Here is an 18,065-nt window from a genome sequence, read left to right as displayed (position 1 = left end):
CCGCTGCTGAGAAATCTCGCAGAGGGCCCCCGGCGCCGGCCGCCGCGGGCCTCAGCCGCAGCGCGTCAGCGCCGCCGAGGCGGCGGAGAGCGTCGGCTCGCCGCCGAGCACCACGAGCTGCTCCGGCCGGTACTGCTCGCGGATCATCGCGACCGTGCCGTCGGGCACGCAGAGCCGTCCGGCCAGCAGCAGCGGGCCCGCGCCCGCGGCGATCGCCGCGCCCGCGAGCGCGTCGGGGAAGTTCTGCCCCGACGCGAGCAGCACGTTCGGCGAGCCCGCGACACCGGCGGATGCGGCGAGCAGCCGGTTGGTCTCGTAGCGGTCGCTGCCGGCGATCCGCTGCGGCGCCACCCCGACCACCTCGCGCAGCTGCGCCTCGACGTCGGCCGACACGCTGGGCTCGCCGCCCGCGACGACGGTCGACGCGATGCCGCTCTCCTCGAGGTAGGCGCGCACGCTCTCCGGCAGGCTCCCCGCCGGCGTCAGCAGCACCGGCGCATCCGCAGCGGCGGCCACCGGAGCTGCCGAGAGCGCGTCGGGGAAGAGGCGGCCGGATGCGACGTAGGCGGTCGTCGCGTGCGGGAACACCTCGCGCGCGATCATGACCGCCGTCTCGTAGCGGTTCGCTCCGGCCAGCCGCTCGAGCGTCGCGCCCGGCAGGGCGGCGGCGACCTGCGCCTCGACCTCGGCCGAGACCGAGTCCTGTGCACCCACGATGACCACCGCATCCGGCGTCAGCCGCTGCAACTCATCGGCCACGACGTCCAGCAGCGCCGACTGCGGCGTCAGCAGCAGCGCGCTGCCCTCCTGGGCGGCTGCCGGCGCGAGCGCGAGTGCGTCGGGATAGCGCTCGCCGGTGGCGAGGTAGACGGTGTCGACCGCCGCGGGGTCGTTGTAGGCGCGCGAGACCTCGACGGCCGTCTCGTAGCGGTTGGCGCCGGCGAGCCGCGCGGCCTCGATCGGCATCTCGACCGTGCGGCAGCCGAGCGACTCCGACTGGCCCGCCCCGAACGAGTCCTCGGCGCGCACGCAGACGCGGTGCACGGCGCCGGGCGTGCCCGGCACGGGCACCTCGAAGTCGTGGCCCTCGCGCCACTCCCCCGCACCCCACGGCCAGAGGCGAGCGCTCGCATCCACCGTCACCGACCGGGTGCCGTCGACGGTCACGGTCACGCTCGAGGCCAGGTCGCGCCGGGTGAAGTCGAACGCCCAGCCGGAGACGCGGATGGTGTCGGGGGCGGATGCGCCGACGTCGCGGAGCGCGCCCACGACGTCTTCGCGCGAGACCTCGCCGCCGCTCGCGAGCCAGTCGTCGATCGAGGCGAAGGTGGGCGTCGTGCTGCCCTCGGGTGTGGTGCCGAAGTTCGTCGTGCCGTAGAGATAGCGCCCGAAGGCGATGCCGACGCCCATCACGGAGTGGTTCCGCCCCAGCATCATCGACCGGTGCGGCGGGGAGTCGATCCACTGCTGCACCAGCCCGGCGGCGTTGTCGCCCGTGCGGGCGGCGATGATCTCGCCGCCGCCCGTGAGGCCCGGCGGGTAGAGCGTCCAGTGCTCCTGGCGGTGCACGAAGCTGCCGGTGGCGGCCATCTGGTCGGTCCAGCTCTGCGCGAGCGCGAAGAGGTCGGGCGCGAAGCGCAGTCGCGGCAAGGGCGGCACCTGCGCCTGCCGGTAGTCGTTGATGCCGTCGAAGACGGCCCGCACCTCGTCGAGGTGCTCGACCGGCACGACCTCGCCGGTGGGCAGCCGCACCGCCCCGGCGGCAGCGGCCGGGGCCGCAGTGGGCGCGGCACCGATGCCGGTGACGGCGAGCGCGGCGGCGGCGGTGACGGCGAGCAGTCTGCGGAGCATGCGGCGTCCAATGCTGGTGCGGCAAGGGGCGACGGCGAACCGCCGTTCGGAGCGTATCCGGGCGCGCGTGCCGGGCGCCAGCGACGCGACGAGCCGCGCTGACGCATCCGAAACAGACGATGCCCCTTCGTGGCGAGACGAAGGGGCATGCGTGGAGACGGAGGGGTATGAACCTGAACGCCAAAACCCCTGTAAACAAGCGGAACTTCCCGGCTCGACGTCCCAAACAGGCTCAAACTCAACACGAAACTCAACACGAAACCCGTCAGGCCCTCCCGGCAGCCTGTCCACATGGAGAAGCTCAACCCCCTTCGTCAGGGTCACATCCCCGCTCCGAGCAGCCAAGCCCGCTCCTACATGAGCACCTGCCTCGCCATGGAAGAGAAGCAGGCACGAGAGGAACTGCTCGACCTCGCAGAGCGTCTCGCACGGGACCTCACGCTCAGTGCGAACGACCTCCGATGGCTCTCCCGGTTCAGCTCAGTCACCCTCCGCCGAGGTGTGGCAGGCAACCCCAACACCCCCTCCGACCTGCTCCGCTCGCTGTCGCAGTCAGTGGTTCCGCTCATCCGTGCCGCCTCCGCCGCGAACCCCTTCATCTCCGCTGACACCCTGACGGGTCTCGCTCTCCGAGAGAAGGACCCGCAGGTGCTGTCCGCCATCGCTCAGCATCCCGTCGCCACGCCTGACACGTTGATGCTTGTGTTGGCGGGTGCCCGCGACCACACCGAGGTGCGGGTCAGAGTGGCGAGCAACCCCGTCTGCGACCGAGGCACGTTGATGTTCCTCGCTGATGAGGATGAGAACACTGAGGTCCTGTCGGCGGTGGCTGCTCACCCGAACTCCCCTGCTCCACTCCGTGAGGCTCTCGAGCAGCTCCTGACCGACTGAGCCTGATGCCGGCCCCGCACCATCCACTGAGGTGCGGGGCTTCTCCTTTGTCCACTGACGGCACCTTTCATACGGCAGCAGGGACATCGGCGGTTGCTCGAACGACGAGCTGACGCTCTGTGCCCGCCTACCTCAGTCCAATGCCACCACCGCGAACCGCCCGCGATGGGCAGAACAGTAGAGAAGTAGTGACTTTATGGCTTCCCGTGAGAAACCGCGACAGCCATCCGATAACAGTTGGGTATGTCCAAGAATGCATACCCAACCGAAAGGGAAACCCTCATGATCACAAAAATCAAAGAACTGCGTAAGAACGAAGACGGCTTCACTCTCATCGAGCTGATGGTCGTTGTACTCATCATCGGTGTCCTCGCAGCTATCGCCATCCCTGTCTTCCTCAACCTGCAGAAGGAAGGCATCAAGGCTTCCGTCAAGTCCGACGTGAAGAACACCGTCACCAACGTCGCAACCGCACTCGCATCCGCAGGTGGGGGCGTCGTAGACAACATCAGTGCTGCCACCGTCCCAACCGCCATCTCTGTCGATGGCGCAGCAACCACCACGCAGACTGTGGTGACCGAAGGCAACAGCATCACCGTAACCGGCACTGTCGGCTCCATCGGTGAGTACACCGTCAGTGGCACCAACCCTGACGTTGCCGACTTCACTTACACCTTCACCTCCTCTGACGGTCAGTACACCGACTGACTCGAACGGGCATAGAGCTTGACCGCTCGATAGCAGCCCACCTCAGAGCACCCCCGCCGCAAGACGTGGCGGGGGTGCTTCTGCGTGAAACCGCACAACAGTCGTGGCTGACGTTTTTTCTGTAGGCACCGATAGTAATGAGGTATGACACGACAACGAAAGGCAGTTCCTATGAAACAAGCGTCCCCTCTACTCGCTCGCATCCGCGAAATCACGCGCTACGACAGCCAACTTCGAGAGCGAGGTTTCGGACTTCCCGAGACGATGGTCTCGCTCACGCTGCTCCTTTTTGTCGTGCTGCCGATGATCCTCACGGCGACGTTGGCTCAACTCAAACTCGATGAGAATGACCGCCGCATCGCCGCACAAACAGATGTGGTCAGCGCAGACATCCAACTCCGCAGTCACCTGCTCGACTACCGCACCGGCACCGTCACCCTCCTGTGGCCTGACGAGGTGCCACTCGACCTCGCCACGGGCGACAACAAGCCCATCGTCATCGGCACCATCAGTGGCTTCACGGCTGACGGGACGCCCGTGTTTAGTACCGCTGTACGAGCCGGATGGGACAACTACGCCATCAAGGGCACCACAGCAGGCGGGTGGTCGTCCATCTACGACCGGGCTACATCCAAGTTCTACAAGGTCGCGGCTCCATCGAGCACTGAGTGATCCGCCTCGACTGCCTCGCCTCTGCGAGCCGAACCGCTCCTCGCGGCGGCTTCAGCCCGCAGCCTAATCCGACACCCCAACACCACGAAAGGCACGACCATGACTGCTTCCACACTCACCCGGCTCCGCCGCGGCTCTCAGGAGGATGGCTTCACGCTGTTGGAGCTCCTCATCGCCATCGTCATTCTCGGAACCGTGCTCGCGCTCTCAGCTCCCGTCTTCACCGAGCACGTGCGTGAGCAACGAGCAAAGCGCGTGAAGAACGATGTGAGGACCAACGCCAACATCGTGATCGAACGGCTGCGTTCCCACCATGATCCGGCTCTCCCCATCAGCAGCCTTTCCGCCATCAAGCTCCACAAAAGTGACAACGACACGGTGATCACTCTGTCGGGGAAACCACAGGCTCAGTGGACCGTGAAAGTTGAGAACGCACCACTCAAAGCCTGCTACATCTACACCAACTCGGACCGCTCGATCACTGAGTGCTAAGCACAGCAGGAGTAGCAACCCTGTCCGCTCCCACTACTGAACCCCGCCTCCACATACGGAAGCGGGGTTCAGTCGTCCCCGCACTTTCACCGTTTCTACCGATATAGGAGGGGACGCTTCCCCACCTGCTGACGGTTCACCCCTCTCAACCGAAGGAGGCATCACCGCGACAACACGAAAGGAATACACCCATGTCAAAAACACGTTCGAGCCTTACCGCGAGGCTCGCCCGCCCCCGCAACGAGGAAGGGATCACGCTCATCGAGTTGATGGTCGTGGTGCTCATCATCGGCATCATCGCCGCCATCGCCATCTTCGCCTTCGGGAACCAACAGGCTGAGGCTCTCAAAGCTGTCGTCAAGTCGGACGTTCGCAACACTGCGACCACAGCGATGACAGCCCTCACGACACACGGCATCGGAGAACTCTCCGCAGAGGATGAGCAGAACGACGGTCTCATCAGCATCATCCGCTACGACCATCTCGGCAACCCGGTGGTCACGACCACCTCCACCAAGGTGGTCGCGTCCGAGAACACTGCTCTGACCATCTACCGCGACCCCGACGCCGCTGCCGGCCCCAACGACTTCGTCATCGAAGGCAAGGTCGATGACCGCGAAGATTGGTCCTACAAGTTCCACTCCCGTCTCGGCACCTACACCGAGGGCGACCCAACCGCAGAGGGAGGCTCCGGCTCTGAGGAGGAAGTGACCGACAGCGATGGTGACGGGCTGACCGATATCGAGGAGCAGACCCTCAGCACAGACCCGAACAACGCTGACAGTGACAACGACGGCATCAGCGACGGCGACGAGGTTCGCGGCGGCACCGACCCACGGAACGCCGACAGCGATGGTGACGGCATCAGCGATGGTGCAGAGCTCACCAACGGCACTGACCCGACCACCCCTGACGCAGGGAACGGACCATCCGACCCTGACGCAGTAGACCCTGCTGACATCGACAGCGACGGTGACGGTCTCACCGACCGGGAAGAGACCACAGGCGGATGGCTGACCGACCCTCACAACCCTGACTCTGACGGTGACGGTCTGAACGACTAGCAAGAGCGGCAGCCCTCCGCCTACAACGAGATGACCTCGAACCCGAACAAGGGCGACAGCGACGATGACGGCATCAACGACTTCGAGGAAGTGCGGACCCACGGAACCGACCCTTGGCACGCTGACACCGACCGTGACGGCGAAACCGACATCCACGAGCTCACCGGCTACTTCCTCGAGATTCCTACCGACCCGCTCGACGCGAACTCCAACTCGTGGGTAGACACTGACGGTGACCAACTCGTGGACGCTCTCGAGCGGCACTTCGGCACCGACATCAACAACCCTGATTCGGACGGTGACGGATGGGATGACGGCAGCGAGTACGCCTTCGAGACAGACCCGCTAAATCCGGACAGCTACCCGAACGGCTGACCCACCTGAACCCACCCTCGAGCGTGAGGGTGGGTTCAGTCTTTCCACGAGCAGTCCACTCAGCGACGAATCCCGCGAACTTCACGAAACTGACCGTTTCGGGAAAAGCGCCCGTTAGGTATGTCACAGAAGCCGCAAGCACGCAGCTCACACGACAACGAAACGGTCAGACCATGAACATCCGCCCCACCATCGCCCTCGCCGCAGTAGCCCTCACCATCACGGGTTCCGTACTCCTCCCAAACCTGCTGTCACCCTTGTTCGCACCGCAGCTGTCTCCTCAGTCCGCTCACACCGCCTCTGAGAGCCTCACCGAGGCTCAGCAGTGGCAGGCAAATCTCAGCACCCTCCGCTCCATCCCGGCACCTGAAGCCACCTGCCGTGTCGCTGAATGGGATGAAGCGAAAGACGGAACCTCCGGCTCCATCTCCTTCTACCGTGCTCCTTCCACGACAGTGACCTTCACCGCTCTCCCCGACTACGTGTTCTCTGTCGCTGACACCGACCTCACCGCTGACAACTACCGTGCTCCGTCCAACTCCGAAGGCTTCATCCCGCTCTCCACCACCTGCGTTGCCAACATCGCAACCAAGACCACCGTGGAGAACTACGGCGGCAACCTCAACCTCCTCACGCCGGATTGGAACGCAGCTCGCATCGAAGCCGCCAAGTACGGCGAAGGGTTCAGCATCACGACCGAAGGCACCATCGCTCCCCGCTTCGAGTTCCGCTTCTACGACGCTTCCGCTACCGCAGCTGATGTCCTCCTGAAGGAGGCCCTCTCCGACATCTACTTCGCCCGCAACCTCTCCGACGTCGGTCAGGGCATGAAGGAAGCAGAGAAGCGTGACACGGCTCTCGCAGCAGGTGAGGTGACAGGCGAGTTCGTGACTGATCCGCTGAGCCTCCGCTCAACCGTGGTGGATGCCTTCGGTGACAGCTCCTTCGAGGGAGTCGCCCCGAGCGGTGTGACCCCAACAGATGAGACCTACGCCGCCCTGAACGCCTACGCCAACGAGCTCATCTACGACTACTACGGCAACTGACCTCCCCACCCGGAAGCCCCGCATCAACCCCCTCACGGTGCGGGGCTTCCTTCATCCCATCACCGCTGTCTCCACTGCCGTATGAAGGTGACCCTCAATAGCAGTCGGAACGACCGATATAGGAAACGGGAAAAGCACAACCCACGCGACACCAACACGAAAGGAACCAAACCATGACCAAGTCATTCATCACCGACGGCTTCGCTAACCCGAATGTTCACATGCGAGCAAAGCACGAAGAGGGAGTGTTCGCCCTCACCCTCTTCGATCATGGCACCGTCCTGTTCGCCTATAACCCTGACCACCGGACATGGGACGGGCAGCTCACCGCACAGGAGTGGTACGACACCTACGGAGCGGGAGCAGAGCAGCAGATCGCTGACAACTTCTATGACAACTTCGAGCCTGACGAGGACGCACACGGAAACGACTTGCTGAGCCGCATCGACAACGCCATCCGCGAATGCTTCGACTGTCAAATCGACACAGTGTTCGGTGAGCGCGTGGTCCCTTCCCCCGATAGGCAGCCCACCCGCTTCGCGCAGGGCACCGAGGTGACACTCACGAGCGGTCTGCCGTTCGTGAATCTCCTCGCAGCCGACTACGGCGACCTCCGCAAGAGCGCGAGGACCGTCATCGGGAACCTCATCTACGACATCTATCCCGAGAAGCAGGAAATCCACGTGTTCCACAACCCACCTCGAGACACCATGGACGGGCTTGACGGTGACGCATGGCAGATCGCCGCAGAGCCGGGACTATCAGCCATGCTGACCGAGGAGTTCGCCACCGGCTTCGCTCCCGGTGGCGACGAAGAGCTCATGGATGCTCTGCTGAACGACTACCGCGTTGTGTGCGCCGCGGTTTGGTACGAGCCTGCCGACTGATCCCCACCCTCACCACACCCACGAAGCCCCGCTGCGAGAACCGCACCGCAGCGGGGCTTCCTCCGTCCCCCGCGAACACTTTTTCCCGTTTTCCGCCGATATGTAGAGGAGACCACGAACGAAAGGAACTACCCATGAAACGAGCCAACATCAAGAAAGCAGCCGCATCCCTCGCAGTTGCCGGCCTCCTCGCCCTCACCGCCTCCCCCGCCTTCGCCGCTGAGGCATCACAGAACGAGGTGACCCTCAACGTTGCATCCTTCACAGCAGCCGTGAACAAGGCGAACTACTTCACCACTCCCGACTACACCGAACTCGAGAACGCAGCGAACACCTTCACCCTGACCGTCACACCCGAGGTCGTCACCGGCGAAGCCCCCGCAGCCGTGGAGCTGACCTCCGCATCCTTCACACCGCAGTCCGTGTCCGAGACCAACCCCGAGCTCGCCCCCGTATGGCGAGACAACGCAGATGACATCCGCGACAGCTACGACTTCGGCGTGCCGGTCGGCTCCTACCCTTGGGAACGAGAGGTCGCTTACACCACCTTCACCAAAACCACCACCGACGCTGCAGACGCAGCCACCGTCGCAGGCACCATCGACCCTGCCGGTCTCAGCTTCTCCTTCATCACCGCGCCAACTCACCACATCGTGCTCGGCACGTCCGGTCCGGCAGCCTCAGCGGGCGAAGTTGGTGGCTACACCACCGAAGGCATTGTGGACCTGACCTACACCGCTGAGTGGGATGGAGGAGAGAAGCAGAACGTGACCGCCCGTGTCGCAGTGTCCGCGTTCAGTGACTACGAATACTCCAACATCAGTGACGCCACCTCCGTATGGTGCTTCGGAGGTGACAGCGGCGGCGGTGACGGAGACATCCCCATCGAGCAACATCCCGCGAACCCCGAAGGTCACTCCGACCCATACGGGCTGCTCGGCAGCGGCTACTGCTTCCGCAACGCCGAATACAACATCGCCACACGCGCATCCCTCCTGAGCTTGACCGGCGAAGTTACGCCTGAGCCGACCGTTCCGGCAGAACCAACCCCAACGGTTCCTGCAGAGCCTGAGCCGACCGTTCCGGCTGAGCCGACCCCAACCGTTCCTGCAGAGCCTGAGCCGACCGTTCCGGCAGAACCAACCCCAACCGTTCCTGCGGAGCCGACTCCCACCGTCCCGGCAGAGCCAACGCCAACCGTCACACCCGAGCCAACGGTTACCCCTGAACCGACTGTCACGCCTGAACCAACCGTTACCCCGGAGCCAACCCCGACCGTCACGCCCGAACCAACAGCAGTCCCCGAGGAAAGCAGCAGCCTCGTGCGTACCGGTGGCGACGCGAGCCTCACCTACCTCGCAGGAGGCATCCTCCTCGCAGCGGCAGTTGGTCTGCTTCTCTACGGTCGTCGGAGCCGACAGGAAGCCTGAGATGCGGCGGAACTTCTCTCTCATCCTCGGAGCTGTCCTCGCTACGGCAGGGGTGGGTGTTCTCGGATACCCGCTCCTGTCCCAAGCGTTCGCACCCTCCGCCACCGCTCCCGCTCACGCCATCGAGCAGCAGCTCCGAGCAGCAGCCCCCGCCGATGCGACCACCGGTGACGAGAACACGGCAGAGGGCATCACCTTCACCGACATCGGCAGCTACGGCACCGACTACGGCGTGCTCTACATCCCATCCCTCGGGGAAGAGTACGTCCGAGCCATCCAAGTCGGAGCCACACAAGAAGTCGTAGATCGGAACGTCCTCGGGGTCTACGACGGCAGCGAACGAGCAGGGGAAGTCGGCAACCTCGTCCTCGCCGGACACCGAGAAGGGGTCCTCAACGACCTCCGCCTCCTCGAGGAAGGCGACCACATCCTCATCCGCACAGCTGACGGCTTCTACCGCTACACGATGACCCGCGAGGAAATCATCAAGCCGACAGAGATGGAAGTCCTCAACGATGTCCCACTGTCAAAGGAAGCAGCAATGACCGCCATGCTCACCCTCATCACCTGCTACCCCGAATGGGGCAACACCGAACGCCGCATCATCATCGCGGAGCTGACCGAATGGCTCCCTGCCTCCGAGGCCGGCACCAACGGTCTTCCGCTCTAACGGGAACACACCGAGGAAGCCCCGTACTGTCACCACCCAGTGCGGGGCTTCTGCTGTCCGCGCGCGTTCTAAGCCCCTAAAAAGGCTCCACCCATATCCGACACCCACGGAGAACGGTAAAACGGCTCAGAGCGCCGCACAGCCGCTCTCACGCCCGCATAAGCATGCCACGGAGTCCCTCAGAAACCGCGCGCGAGCATTTGTTTAGGTATACGGTTATACTCCCACCCCCTCTCCCCTCTCCACACCCTGATATAAGAGTGAATGGAGAACCCGAAGGGGATGACATCGCTCTGTATGCGAAGCAAAGAGCACAAGGATGATGAACCCGTGGAGTAGCGGTAGTGAGCCTGTCCTCCTGACAGTGGAGACCTCCTCGCCTCTCTTCCTGACACCGCGAGCCTCTGCTCCTTCTTCTTGATTTATTGGATGTGACTGCCTTCCTTCGCTCCCTCGAAGGCACCCCTCGCTCCTGCTTCCTCTCCCTCTTCCTCTCTACCCTGCCGCGCGCCACAGCGTCCACCGCCACGTGGTTATATCCGTCCCTCATGTTCGGGGTGATGCCCGTTGCGGTTGCAGGCAGGCTCGATGGAGCTCCTCGCATCCGCACCATCGTCCTCCTGAAGTGTTCAGGGAGTTCCGCTCCCTGCGGTCACTCCATCTCCCTGAACATCAGAGGGGCACTCCTCCAACCAACCTGCTCAAACCACCCCAATGACTTCACCGCTGCTCTGCCGCAGGCGCAACACAGAGCAGCGGTGAAGTCGGGTGGTTACGCGGTTGGTTTCGTAGTGCCCCTCTGATGGAGGACTTTTCCCGTTTTGACCGTTTTCCCGTTTTGATCCTCGTTCCTGCCTCTGCCGTTTCGGGGTCCCATCGTTTTCCCGTTTCCTTCCTCCCCTTCCCCCTCCTTCCTCCTCTCTACGTTTTCCCGTTTCCGTGTGTGTGCGGTGTTCCCTCCTGCGGTGCTGTCTGCTCGCTCCCGTTGTGTGATGTGTGGGTTGTGGTGGTTTCCCCGTTTTCGTGTGTGACCGTGTGTTCCTCCTCGATCGCTCTTTTCCCGTTTTGTGTGTGTGGGTGTGACGACGGGTGGATGCTGCGTGTGTTGGTCACGGTGTGGACTGTGTGTGCTGTGAGGACGGAGGACGGGAGGACAGGTGGACGTTGCGCTCTCTTATCCCCCTATGTGTGCTCTTATGTGGGTGGGTGCGTTGCTTCCTGTGTGAGCGATGTTCGCTGCCCTTGTGGTGGCTTCTTGTACCCTGTCTGCTGCGGTGGATGGGGTTCTTCTGTTGGTGTCGCATCCTGTCGGCAGGTGGCTTTCATACGGCAGTGAGGACGCTTGTGATGATTCTGCGCGCGACTGCCGTACGACGGGAGACCGTGATCGCTGTTCGACGGGCTTTTCCCGCTACGACCGATAGTCACTATGTGACGCGAAAGATGGAGAGGTACTCCGCGAGCGTGAAGGAGCGGCTATGGATGTGAAGAAGAAAACGTACAAGGATCTGTTGGATGAGGACACTCACATGAACCTTGAGGCGGCGGATGGTTCGGGTTTGATCGTGGATCAGCTGACCGCTCAGGTTGTGGGTCGGGTGATGGCTGACTACATTGACGGGCTGCCCGATGAAGAGGATGAAGACGAGGGTGCCGAGCGTTCATGTCTTCGGATGTTCTCGGCTGAGGACTACGACGCTCTCGCGCGGCGGTACGGCACAGCGAATGGGTCTGTCGCCATCGTGGAGCATGGCGAGCTTCTCGAAGCAGTGCTGCCTCCGCTAAACATCACGCAGCAGATCGGCGCTCGCTTTGCCGACATCCGCGATGCCCGTTACTCCGCCGATCTGCAGGAGGCGTTGCTACGCGGGGACGCTGACGTGTCGCCAAGCGAGATCGCAGCAGACGAGCACACCCCTGTGGCGCATCTTGCGCGGCTCGCCAAGCACAAGGACGAGTTTGTTCGGCAGGGAGTTGCGTCCAACGATTCCACCCCTTCCGAAGTTCTTGCCGAGCTCACGAAGGATGAGTCGTTGGCTGTGCGCTACTTCGCAGTCCTTCACCGTGACACGTCGTACGTGAGCCTTGCTGAGGTTGAGGCGGATGTGAATGAGGTGGGCGAGATTCGCAAGGCGGCACGAGAACGCTTGCAGAGGACTCCTGATGAAGGGTCGGCTACGTCCGCCGCCTAAGTTCCTTCGCACCTCCTGACAGGAAGCCCCGCACCACGTTCTCTCGGTGCAGGGCTTCCTGTTGCCCCGTCGTGACTTTCATACGGCAGTGAGGACATCTCTGACGCTGTTGCCGTGGACTTGCGGTTCTGACGCATCCGGTGTCCGCCGCCGTTAGTCATTAGGTATGACATCGAGAGGCGAGAGCCTGAAGGAGGACGACATGAGCGAGGAGAAGAGGGCGGTCAGCTACGACGCGTCGCAGTTCATGAGTGGCGGTATTGAGGCGTGGAGGGACGGTCCGAACATCCCTGCGTTGTGGCTGCACCTGAAGCCGCAGCAGTTCGGTGATTGGTACGAGGGTTGGCCTCAGGTGGTGGAGCGTGTGACCCCTGCGGGTGGTGTGGAGGCGTTCGCTCTTGATGAGATGACAGTTGGTTCTTGTCTGCGTTGTGAGCAGGCGGTCTATCTGCCGAAGCGGTTTTGGGATGGGCGGTCGGAGCATGACGAGTTCTGTCAGCTGTGTTGGCTGAAAATGCAGACGAACGTGACGATGCGTGGGATGCGTGCCATGCTCATCGACCTCGGTGCTGACCCGGCGAAGGTGGACGAGATGTGGATGCTGAACGGCTCGCAGTAACACCGCTCGCTCCACGACTGAGAAGCCCTCCCCATCAACAGGGAGGGCTTCTTGTGGTCTTGGGCACCGGATTCTCGAGGGGTCCGTCGTCTATGGCGTCAAGACCCTACGTTCATCAGCTTCTTCGTTCGGCTCTTCTTCGCGGGTGCAGCGAGTAGCCCGTCGATTGCCTCTACGTACAAGGAGAACAGGGTTTCCAACATGCCGACCTCGGAGACGTTGCTCTTCATCCCGTAGGCGTTGAGCACTGCCTTGTCGAGAGCAGCGTGAGCCTTCCGCAGGCTCGGAGGCATGGAGATGTCGTCGTAGAGGGCGGCGAGGTTGCTGTCGGGGTATGCGGCGCGTGCATCCAAGACAGCCTGTGCCGCTGTGGCGATCTTTTCGTGTCCGTCCGTGGGGAACGGGAAGTTGTTGTAGGTGATGCCGCCACTGATGTTGGGGTCGTTCTTCAGTCGCCCGGAGAAGCCGTGCGTCCACACGACGAACAAGCGTGATGAGAGCACACCGAAGGTGAGGAGGCTGCCGTCTCGCACGACGGACACCTTGTTGTTAGCGATCACCTCGGGCGGCAGGTATCCCATCGGGATGTAGCGGCGGTTCGCGGAGGTCGTCAGCGGCACAGCGATGTAGTTGCCATCGTGTTGCCGAATCTCCTGCCACTCGGATGCGCGATCCGCGTCTTGCTGCGTCTTAAGTTTGGTAGATGCGAGCCGGAGCTTCTTCACCTCTGACACTCGAGAGTGCAGCGTGGGTGAGTTCTTGATGTCTGCCGGAGAGGCATCGAGCAGCCACAAGCCCCACCGTTCGATGTCATAGATGAACTCCTTGGCTCCCACCACCCGACGTAGGTACTTCGCGGCGATGGGGTCAGTAGCCCTGATCTGTGCCGCTTCGTCGGGCATCAGGTTCGACAGCAGTCCACCGTCAGTCGGCTTCGAGCCGTAGTCGAGCGTCTGCGTGGAAGGGGCGAGCGGCTTGGATCGAGATGTGATGAGCCGCTCAACTGCGTCCAACAGGTAGGCGTTGATGCGAGGCACCATGACGAGCGTGGGGTTGCCTCGAGCCGTCTCGTACGACCACAGGGGCCGGCGTGCAGGCTTGGGGTTTGCGGAGAAGCCGACGATGGCGACGTAGACCGAAGCCTCGTCTCCTCCGGCGTTCGCCCACAGGAAGCTCCGGTGTGCGAAGTCGATGCCGAACCCCATCGGGTACAGCTGACCCCACAGAATCGGCGGCTGCTGCCCCTGCGTGAGGGAGGAGGTGGTGACGAACGCTGCTCGTCCTCGTGTGCCTTGGAGGTTCTTCGCGGCAAGCAGAAACCATGACGCCACGTAGTCGAGGTCGCCGTAGGAGCGGACCTTGTTCCATACGAGTGCTTGATCCGCTCGCTGCTCATCTGACAGCCATGTGAAGCCGTAGAACGGTGGGTTCCCGAAGATGTAGGTGTCGTCGTCCATCGGCACCAACGCGGACCAATCGGTGCGGAGGGCGTTGAGGTTGTGGATGTGGGCGGACTCCTTCAGCGGGAACCTGTCCGGGGAAGTTCCGAGAATCTCTTCCATCGCAAGGTTGGCTTGACGGTCAGCGAGGAACATGGCGACGGTGGCGATCTGTGATGACCACTCTTCGTACTCGAAGCCGTGGAACTGCTCCAAGGAGACGAGCACCGCTGCCTCCGCGGTCCCGTCGAGCGCAACCGCTTCGGTCTTCCCGGTGAGCTCCTGCACTCGAACGATGATCTTGAGTTCCAACTCACGCAGGTGCCGGTAGGCGACAAGGAGGAAGTTGCCTGAGCCGCAGGCGGGGTCGAGGAACCGCTTCTTTCCCAACTCGGTGCGCAGCTTGCGCAGGTCGGCGGGCTTATCCCATGCCTTCATCGCTCGCTCGGTGAAGTCGTCCAAGAAGAGGGGACGGATCACCTTCAGAATGTTCGCTTCGGACGTGTAGTGCTCCCCGAGCTTGCGCCGCTCTTCCTTGGACTTCACCGTTTGGAACATGGCGCCGAAGATGGCGGGCGAGATGGAGGACCAATCGTACGAGCACGCATCCACCAAGGCGTCTCGCATCGCGTCCGTGAAGTGGAACAGCCTGATGTTCTCAGCGAACAGTCCACCGTTCACGTATGGGAAGGGTAGGTACGCGGCGGGCGTGTTCTTCGGCGGGTTCGGGTCGTTCAGGTGTTGGAAGAGACCTGCCACCATCGCGCCGAGCGTGGACCCGTCAGCGGGCTGAGCCATGACCAAGTCCTCGAACGCCTTCGGCTTGCGCCACATGCTCGTGTCATCACCGAAGAGAAGGAACAGCAGCCGCACGAGGAACACCGACACCTCATGCCCCGAGTAGCCGGCCTCCTCGAACGCTTGGTAGAGGCGAGCCATCTTCTCGCCTGCTTTGCGGTCTGCCGTGATCTCAAGCCTTGTGGCTCGTGCGGAGTAGTCCCCGAACACGGCGACCACACGGTCGAGGTTGTTCGGCAGTTCGGAGAGGGGGAACTCGATGGACGTGTTCAGTGCGACATCCACGATGCGGATGGTGGCGAAGTTGGACACGACGATGAACGGTGCTCGAAGCGGGGCGGGAAGCACCTTGAGGTAGCCGCGAGCCTGAGCCTCGGCAACGTCGAGCGACTTGCCTGCGCTCTTGTGCTCGATGAGCACGACTCCGCCCCAAAGCACGTCGATGAAGCCGGTGGAGCCGGTCTCGGTGCGAACGGGCTTCTCGAAGTCCACTCCTGCTGCGAGCAGGTCGGGGACGCCGATGATGTGGTGGAAGAAGTCGGTCCAATAGGACTGTGCGAGCTGCTTCTCTCCTGACTGTCCTGCCCACTTGCTTGCGAACTCGGTCGCAGCCTGTCGCATCTCCGCACTCACAGCCTTCACGGTCCCAACAGTAGGCGCTGAACGCCACTCACCTTCCGTGTGACACCTTCGGGCTGTCACCGACCCCTACGAGCCGCTTCGCGCTGCCTGCCCCCTGCCGCTCGGGTGGCGAGAGGACAGAAGCGAGCGCACATCTGATTCACTTGCGCAGAGGTAGGCGCAAGAGGGAGACAGTGAGTGGAGATGCTGCAGTTCGAGGTGTGGATTCGTGCTGAGAAGCCACTGATTATGAGCCTCCGCCGTCGCGCTGAGGACGCTGTGGGAACTGATGCTCCCGAAGGGTGGCTCACGTTCTTCACGAGCCTGCTCGCGGAGCAGGAGCGTCCGTGGGGCGAGGGCGAGAACGGTCGCTACACCGATCAGCTCGAACCCCTACGCGCCACTGATCCCCTGATCGAGATGTACGGCGAGTACTACCCGGACGATGGCTTCCGTCTTCGACTGAAGTTCGAGGGGTCGGAGGCAGTCAATCTGTTGCTGAACTATGTGGCGGAGCAGGTGCCGGACCTCCGTGCGGTGTTCGTGCACTGCGTCGAGCCGGAGGCGGCTGTCGCGTACGAGTGGCGATGGGTTTACGGCGAATCGAAAGGCGTGAGCTCGTATGAGTGGCGACCCGGTTCTTACATACCGCAGTCGTGACTTTCATACGGCAGCAGGGACGCTCGCTGATGACCTCGGTCTGCGATGCTTGCCCGAGGTGTGTGTCGAGGAGGACATGATGGCGCGAGTTCGATTCCGTTTGGCACTGCGAGGCGAGACTGCTGTGATGACCGACCTCGAGCAGCGGATCATGGACGCGCCCATGGACGGGGCAGCAGAGTCGTGGCAGACGATCTTCGTGGACATGCTCTCCACCGCCGGTCACATGCTCGATGAGGTTCCTGCGATCTACGACACAGCGGTCGAGATTGGCGAGGATGACGAGCAGCACAGCATCGTCGGGCTGCGGTTTGAGTCCGACTCCTCGGCTGTCGCTGAACTCATTGAGGCGATAGGGCTGACGCTGCCGCAGTTCACCGCTGTGGTCGCGGAGTTCTTGGACCCGAACGTTCAGCAGTGGTGGGAGGCGGTGTGGCTTGATGGCGCGCTCCGCCGTGAGCGCACAGCGACAGGTTGGTTGGAGGACGCGGACGGTGACCGCCTGATGCGGGTCACTCGTTTCGAGCACGACAGGGATGCGATGGAGTGGCAGTGGCGGGAAGAGGTCGTGCCGGCCTCGACTGCGCTCACGGTCGCGCAAGACACGCAGTGGAGTGGCTCCACCGCCGAAGAGGCTGTCGCCTTCGTCATTGGGCGTACGCCCGAGAGCGAGTTGTCGCAGTAGCGCGAAGGCGCATGAGAGCGTGCATAGCTCACGTTGGTAGCTCGAACGGAGCAGTCCGAGATGATCCCGGTCTGCGATCACCGTTGATGGCACTGTCGCTCCCTGTGATGGGTGTCTGAACTCCGCCTCATAGGTGGTTGAGGCGCGGTTCTTCTGTGTGCTGCCATCGCTCCCTGATGACTTTCATACGGCAGTGAGGACATCGAGGGGACCGTCTCCATGTGTACACACGACGAAGCCCCGCACCGTAGGGGGTTGGTGCGGGGCTGTGCCGGTATGTGCGTTGGGGTCAGTTGTCGATAGGCGGCTCCTTCGTGTCGTGTCGGGTTGGGGTTAGGCTGCGAGCTCTGCCACGAGCTCGACGGCGAGCGTGTTGGCGAGGTCTCCTGCGATGGCACGTAGTACGAACTCATCGACGGGATCGGTGTAGACGCGGACACCTTCGGTCTCCACAGCGACCTCGAGCCGTGGGAACACGAGTCCGCTGATGTGCTCACCGGCGTAGTCGTCTTCGATGAGGCGGAGCGCATCCACCTGCTCTTCGAGCGACAGGTTGATGATGCTGTCGTTGAGGACCTCTTCGATGGCTTCGTCGCGGTAGTAGAGGCAGATGTCGTCGTTGCGGTCGAGGACTGCTCCGAAGTCTGCGTTGTGTGCTCCTTGGATGCGGGCGAGAACACGCTCTGCAGTTTGTGTCTTGGCTGCTGCGAACACTCGAGCGGCGTTCTCTTCTTCGTTGTCGCGTGTCAGCATGTCGAAGAGGTCTTCGGTAGCGAAGGATGCGGATGGCATCTCTGCGAGCAGTTCGTTGCGGGTTGCGGTGAGCTTGGACATTTGCTTTCTCCTGTTAGGCGGAAGATTGTTCTTCCTTTACGTCTTGCTGTATTACTAACGGGCAGCGTATCGAGAATGGTCGTTTCACCGATGTTTTCGGGATCATTTCTGTTTGCTTCGGCGTGTCGCTT

The 18,065-nt window shown here is 62.6% G+C and carries 17 protein-coding genes; 14 read left to right on the top strand and 3 right to left on the bottom strand.

Going from position 1 to position 18,065, the window contains the following annotated elements; translation table 11 throughout:
* Window positions 1-51: 51 nt before the first annotated feature.
* Window positions 52-1,851, bottom strand: a complete 1,800-nt coding sequence (locus FQ330_RS03360; protein WP_146355226.1) for a cell wall-binding repeat-containing protein — start codon at window positions 1,849-1,851, stop codon at window positions 52-54.
* Between the two features lie 291 nt (window positions 1,852-2,142).
* On the opposite strand from FQ330_RS03360, the gene FQ330_RS03355 reads away from it, so the two are divergent.
* From FQ330_RS03355 to FQ330_RS03300, 12 genes are all read left to right on the top strand, one after another.
* Window positions 2,143-2,742 (top strand): hypothetical protein, encoded by a 600-nt coding sequence (locus FQ330_RS03355; RefSeq protein WP_146355224.1) that lies wholly within the window; start codon window positions 2,143-2,145, stop codon window positions 2,740-2,742.
* A 243-nt stretch (window positions 2,743-2,985) separates the two neighbouring features.
* Window positions 2,986-3,450 (top strand): pilin, encoded by a 465-nt coding sequence (locus tag FQ330_RS13680; protein WP_318655682.1) that lies wholly within the window; start codon window positions 2,986-2,988, stop codon window positions 3,448-3,450.
* A gap of 171 nt (window positions 3,451-3,621) precedes the next feature.
* Entirely contained in the window at window positions 3,622-4,122 is a 501-nt protein-coding gene (locus FQ330_RS03345) for a type IV pilus modification PilV family protein (RefSeq protein ID WP_146355221.1), read from the top strand.
* A gap of 99 nt (window positions 4,123-4,221) precedes the next feature.
* Entirely contained in the window at window positions 4,222-4,614 is a 393-nt protein-coding gene (locus tag FQ330_RS03340; protein WP_146355219.1) for a type II secretion system protein, read from the top strand.
* Between the two features lie 191 nt (window positions 4,615-4,805).
* Window positions 4,806-5,678, top strand: coding sequence for a prepilin-type N-terminal cleavage/methylation domain-containing protein (locus FQ330_RS03335; protein WP_146355218.1), 873 nt, complete (start codon window positions 4,806-4,808; stop codon window positions 5,676-5,678).
* Between the two features lie 30 nt (window positions 5,679-5,708).
* Window positions 5,709-6,053: a hypothetical protein gene (locus FQ330_RS03330; protein ID WP_146355216.1), complete on the top strand. Its 345-nt coding sequence runs from the start codon at window positions 5,709-5,711 to the stop codon at window positions 6,051-6,053.
* Between the two features lie 173 nt (window positions 6,054-6,226).
* Window positions 6,227-7,099, top strand: coding sequence for a hypothetical protein (locus FQ330_RS03325; protein WP_146355214.1), 873 nt, complete (start codon window positions 6,227-6,229; stop codon window positions 7,097-7,099).
* A gap of 173 nt (window positions 7,100-7,272) precedes the next feature.
* Window positions 7,273-7,986 (top strand): hypothetical protein, encoded by a 714-nt coding sequence (locus tag FQ330_RS03320; RefSeq protein ID WP_146355212.1) that lies wholly within the window; start codon window positions 7,273-7,275, stop codon window positions 7,984-7,986.
* A gap of 134 nt (window positions 7,987-8,120) precedes the next feature.
* Entirely contained in the window at window positions 8,121-9,416 is a 1,296-nt protein-coding gene (locus FQ330_RS13205) for a hypothetical protein (protein WP_192575828.1), read from the top strand.
* 1 nt (window position 9,417) lies between these two features.
* Window positions 9,418-10,086 (top strand): sortase, encoded by a 669-nt coding sequence (locus tag FQ330_RS03310; protein ID WP_146355210.1) that lies wholly within the window; start codon window positions 9,418-9,420, stop codon window positions 10,084-10,086.
* 1,478 nt (window positions 10,087-11,564) lie between these two features.
* Window positions 11,565-12,278, top strand: coding sequence for a hypothetical protein (locus FQ330_RS03305; RefSeq protein ID WP_146355208.1), 714 nt, complete (start codon window positions 11,565-11,567; stop codon window positions 12,276-12,278).
* Window positions 12,279-12,480: 202 nt separating this feature from the next.
* Window positions 12,481-12,897, top strand: a complete 417-nt coding sequence (locus tag FQ330_RS03300) for a hypothetical protein (RefSeq protein WP_146355206.1) — start codon at window positions 12,481-12,483, stop codon at window positions 12,895-12,897.
* A gap of 98 nt (window positions 12,898-12,995) precedes the next feature.
* Here the strand turns inward: FQ330_RS03300 and FQ330_RS03295 are convergent, their stop codons facing one another.
* On the bottom strand, window positions 12,996-15,776 hold the full coding sequence (locus tag FQ330_RS03295) for a DNA methyltransferase (protein ID WP_146355204.1): 2,781 nt from the start codon (window positions 15,774-15,776) through the stop codon (window positions 12,996-12,998).
* A 177-nt stretch (window positions 15,777-15,953) separates the two neighbouring features.
* Between FQ330_RS03295 and FQ330_RS03290 the strand changes: the two genes are divergently transcribed.
* Both FQ330_RS03290 and FQ330_RS03285 read left to right on the top strand, forming a co-directional pair.
* Window positions 15,954-16,415, top strand: coding sequence for a hypothetical protein (locus tag FQ330_RS03290; protein ID WP_146355202.1), 462 nt, complete (start codon window positions 15,954-15,956; stop codon window positions 16,413-16,415).
* Window positions 16,416-16,542: 127 nt separating this feature from the next.
* Window positions 16,543-17,100: a hypothetical protein gene (locus tag FQ330_RS03285; RefSeq protein ID WP_146355200.1), complete on the top strand. Its 558-nt coding sequence runs from the start codon at window positions 16,543-16,545 to the stop codon at window positions 17,098-17,100.
* 333 nt (window positions 17,101-17,433) lie between these two features.
* Here the strand turns inward: FQ330_RS03285 and FQ330_RS03280 are convergent, their stop codons facing one another.
* Window positions 17,434-17,934 (bottom strand): hypothetical protein, encoded by a 501-nt coding sequence (locus FQ330_RS03280; RefSeq protein ID WP_146355198.1) that lies wholly within the window; start codon window positions 17,932-17,934, stop codon window positions 17,434-17,436.
* Window positions 17,935-18,065: the final 131 nt, after the last annotated feature.

The sequence above is a fragment of the Agrococcus sediminis genome (assembly GCF_007923295.1).
Lineage (GTDB): Bacteria > Actinomycetota > Actinomycetes > Actinomycetales > Microbacteriaceae > Agrococcus > Agrococcus sediminis.
The sequence above is the reverse complement of the archived record's forward strand: the minus strand, read 5'-3'. Positions and strand labels throughout refer to the sequence as shown.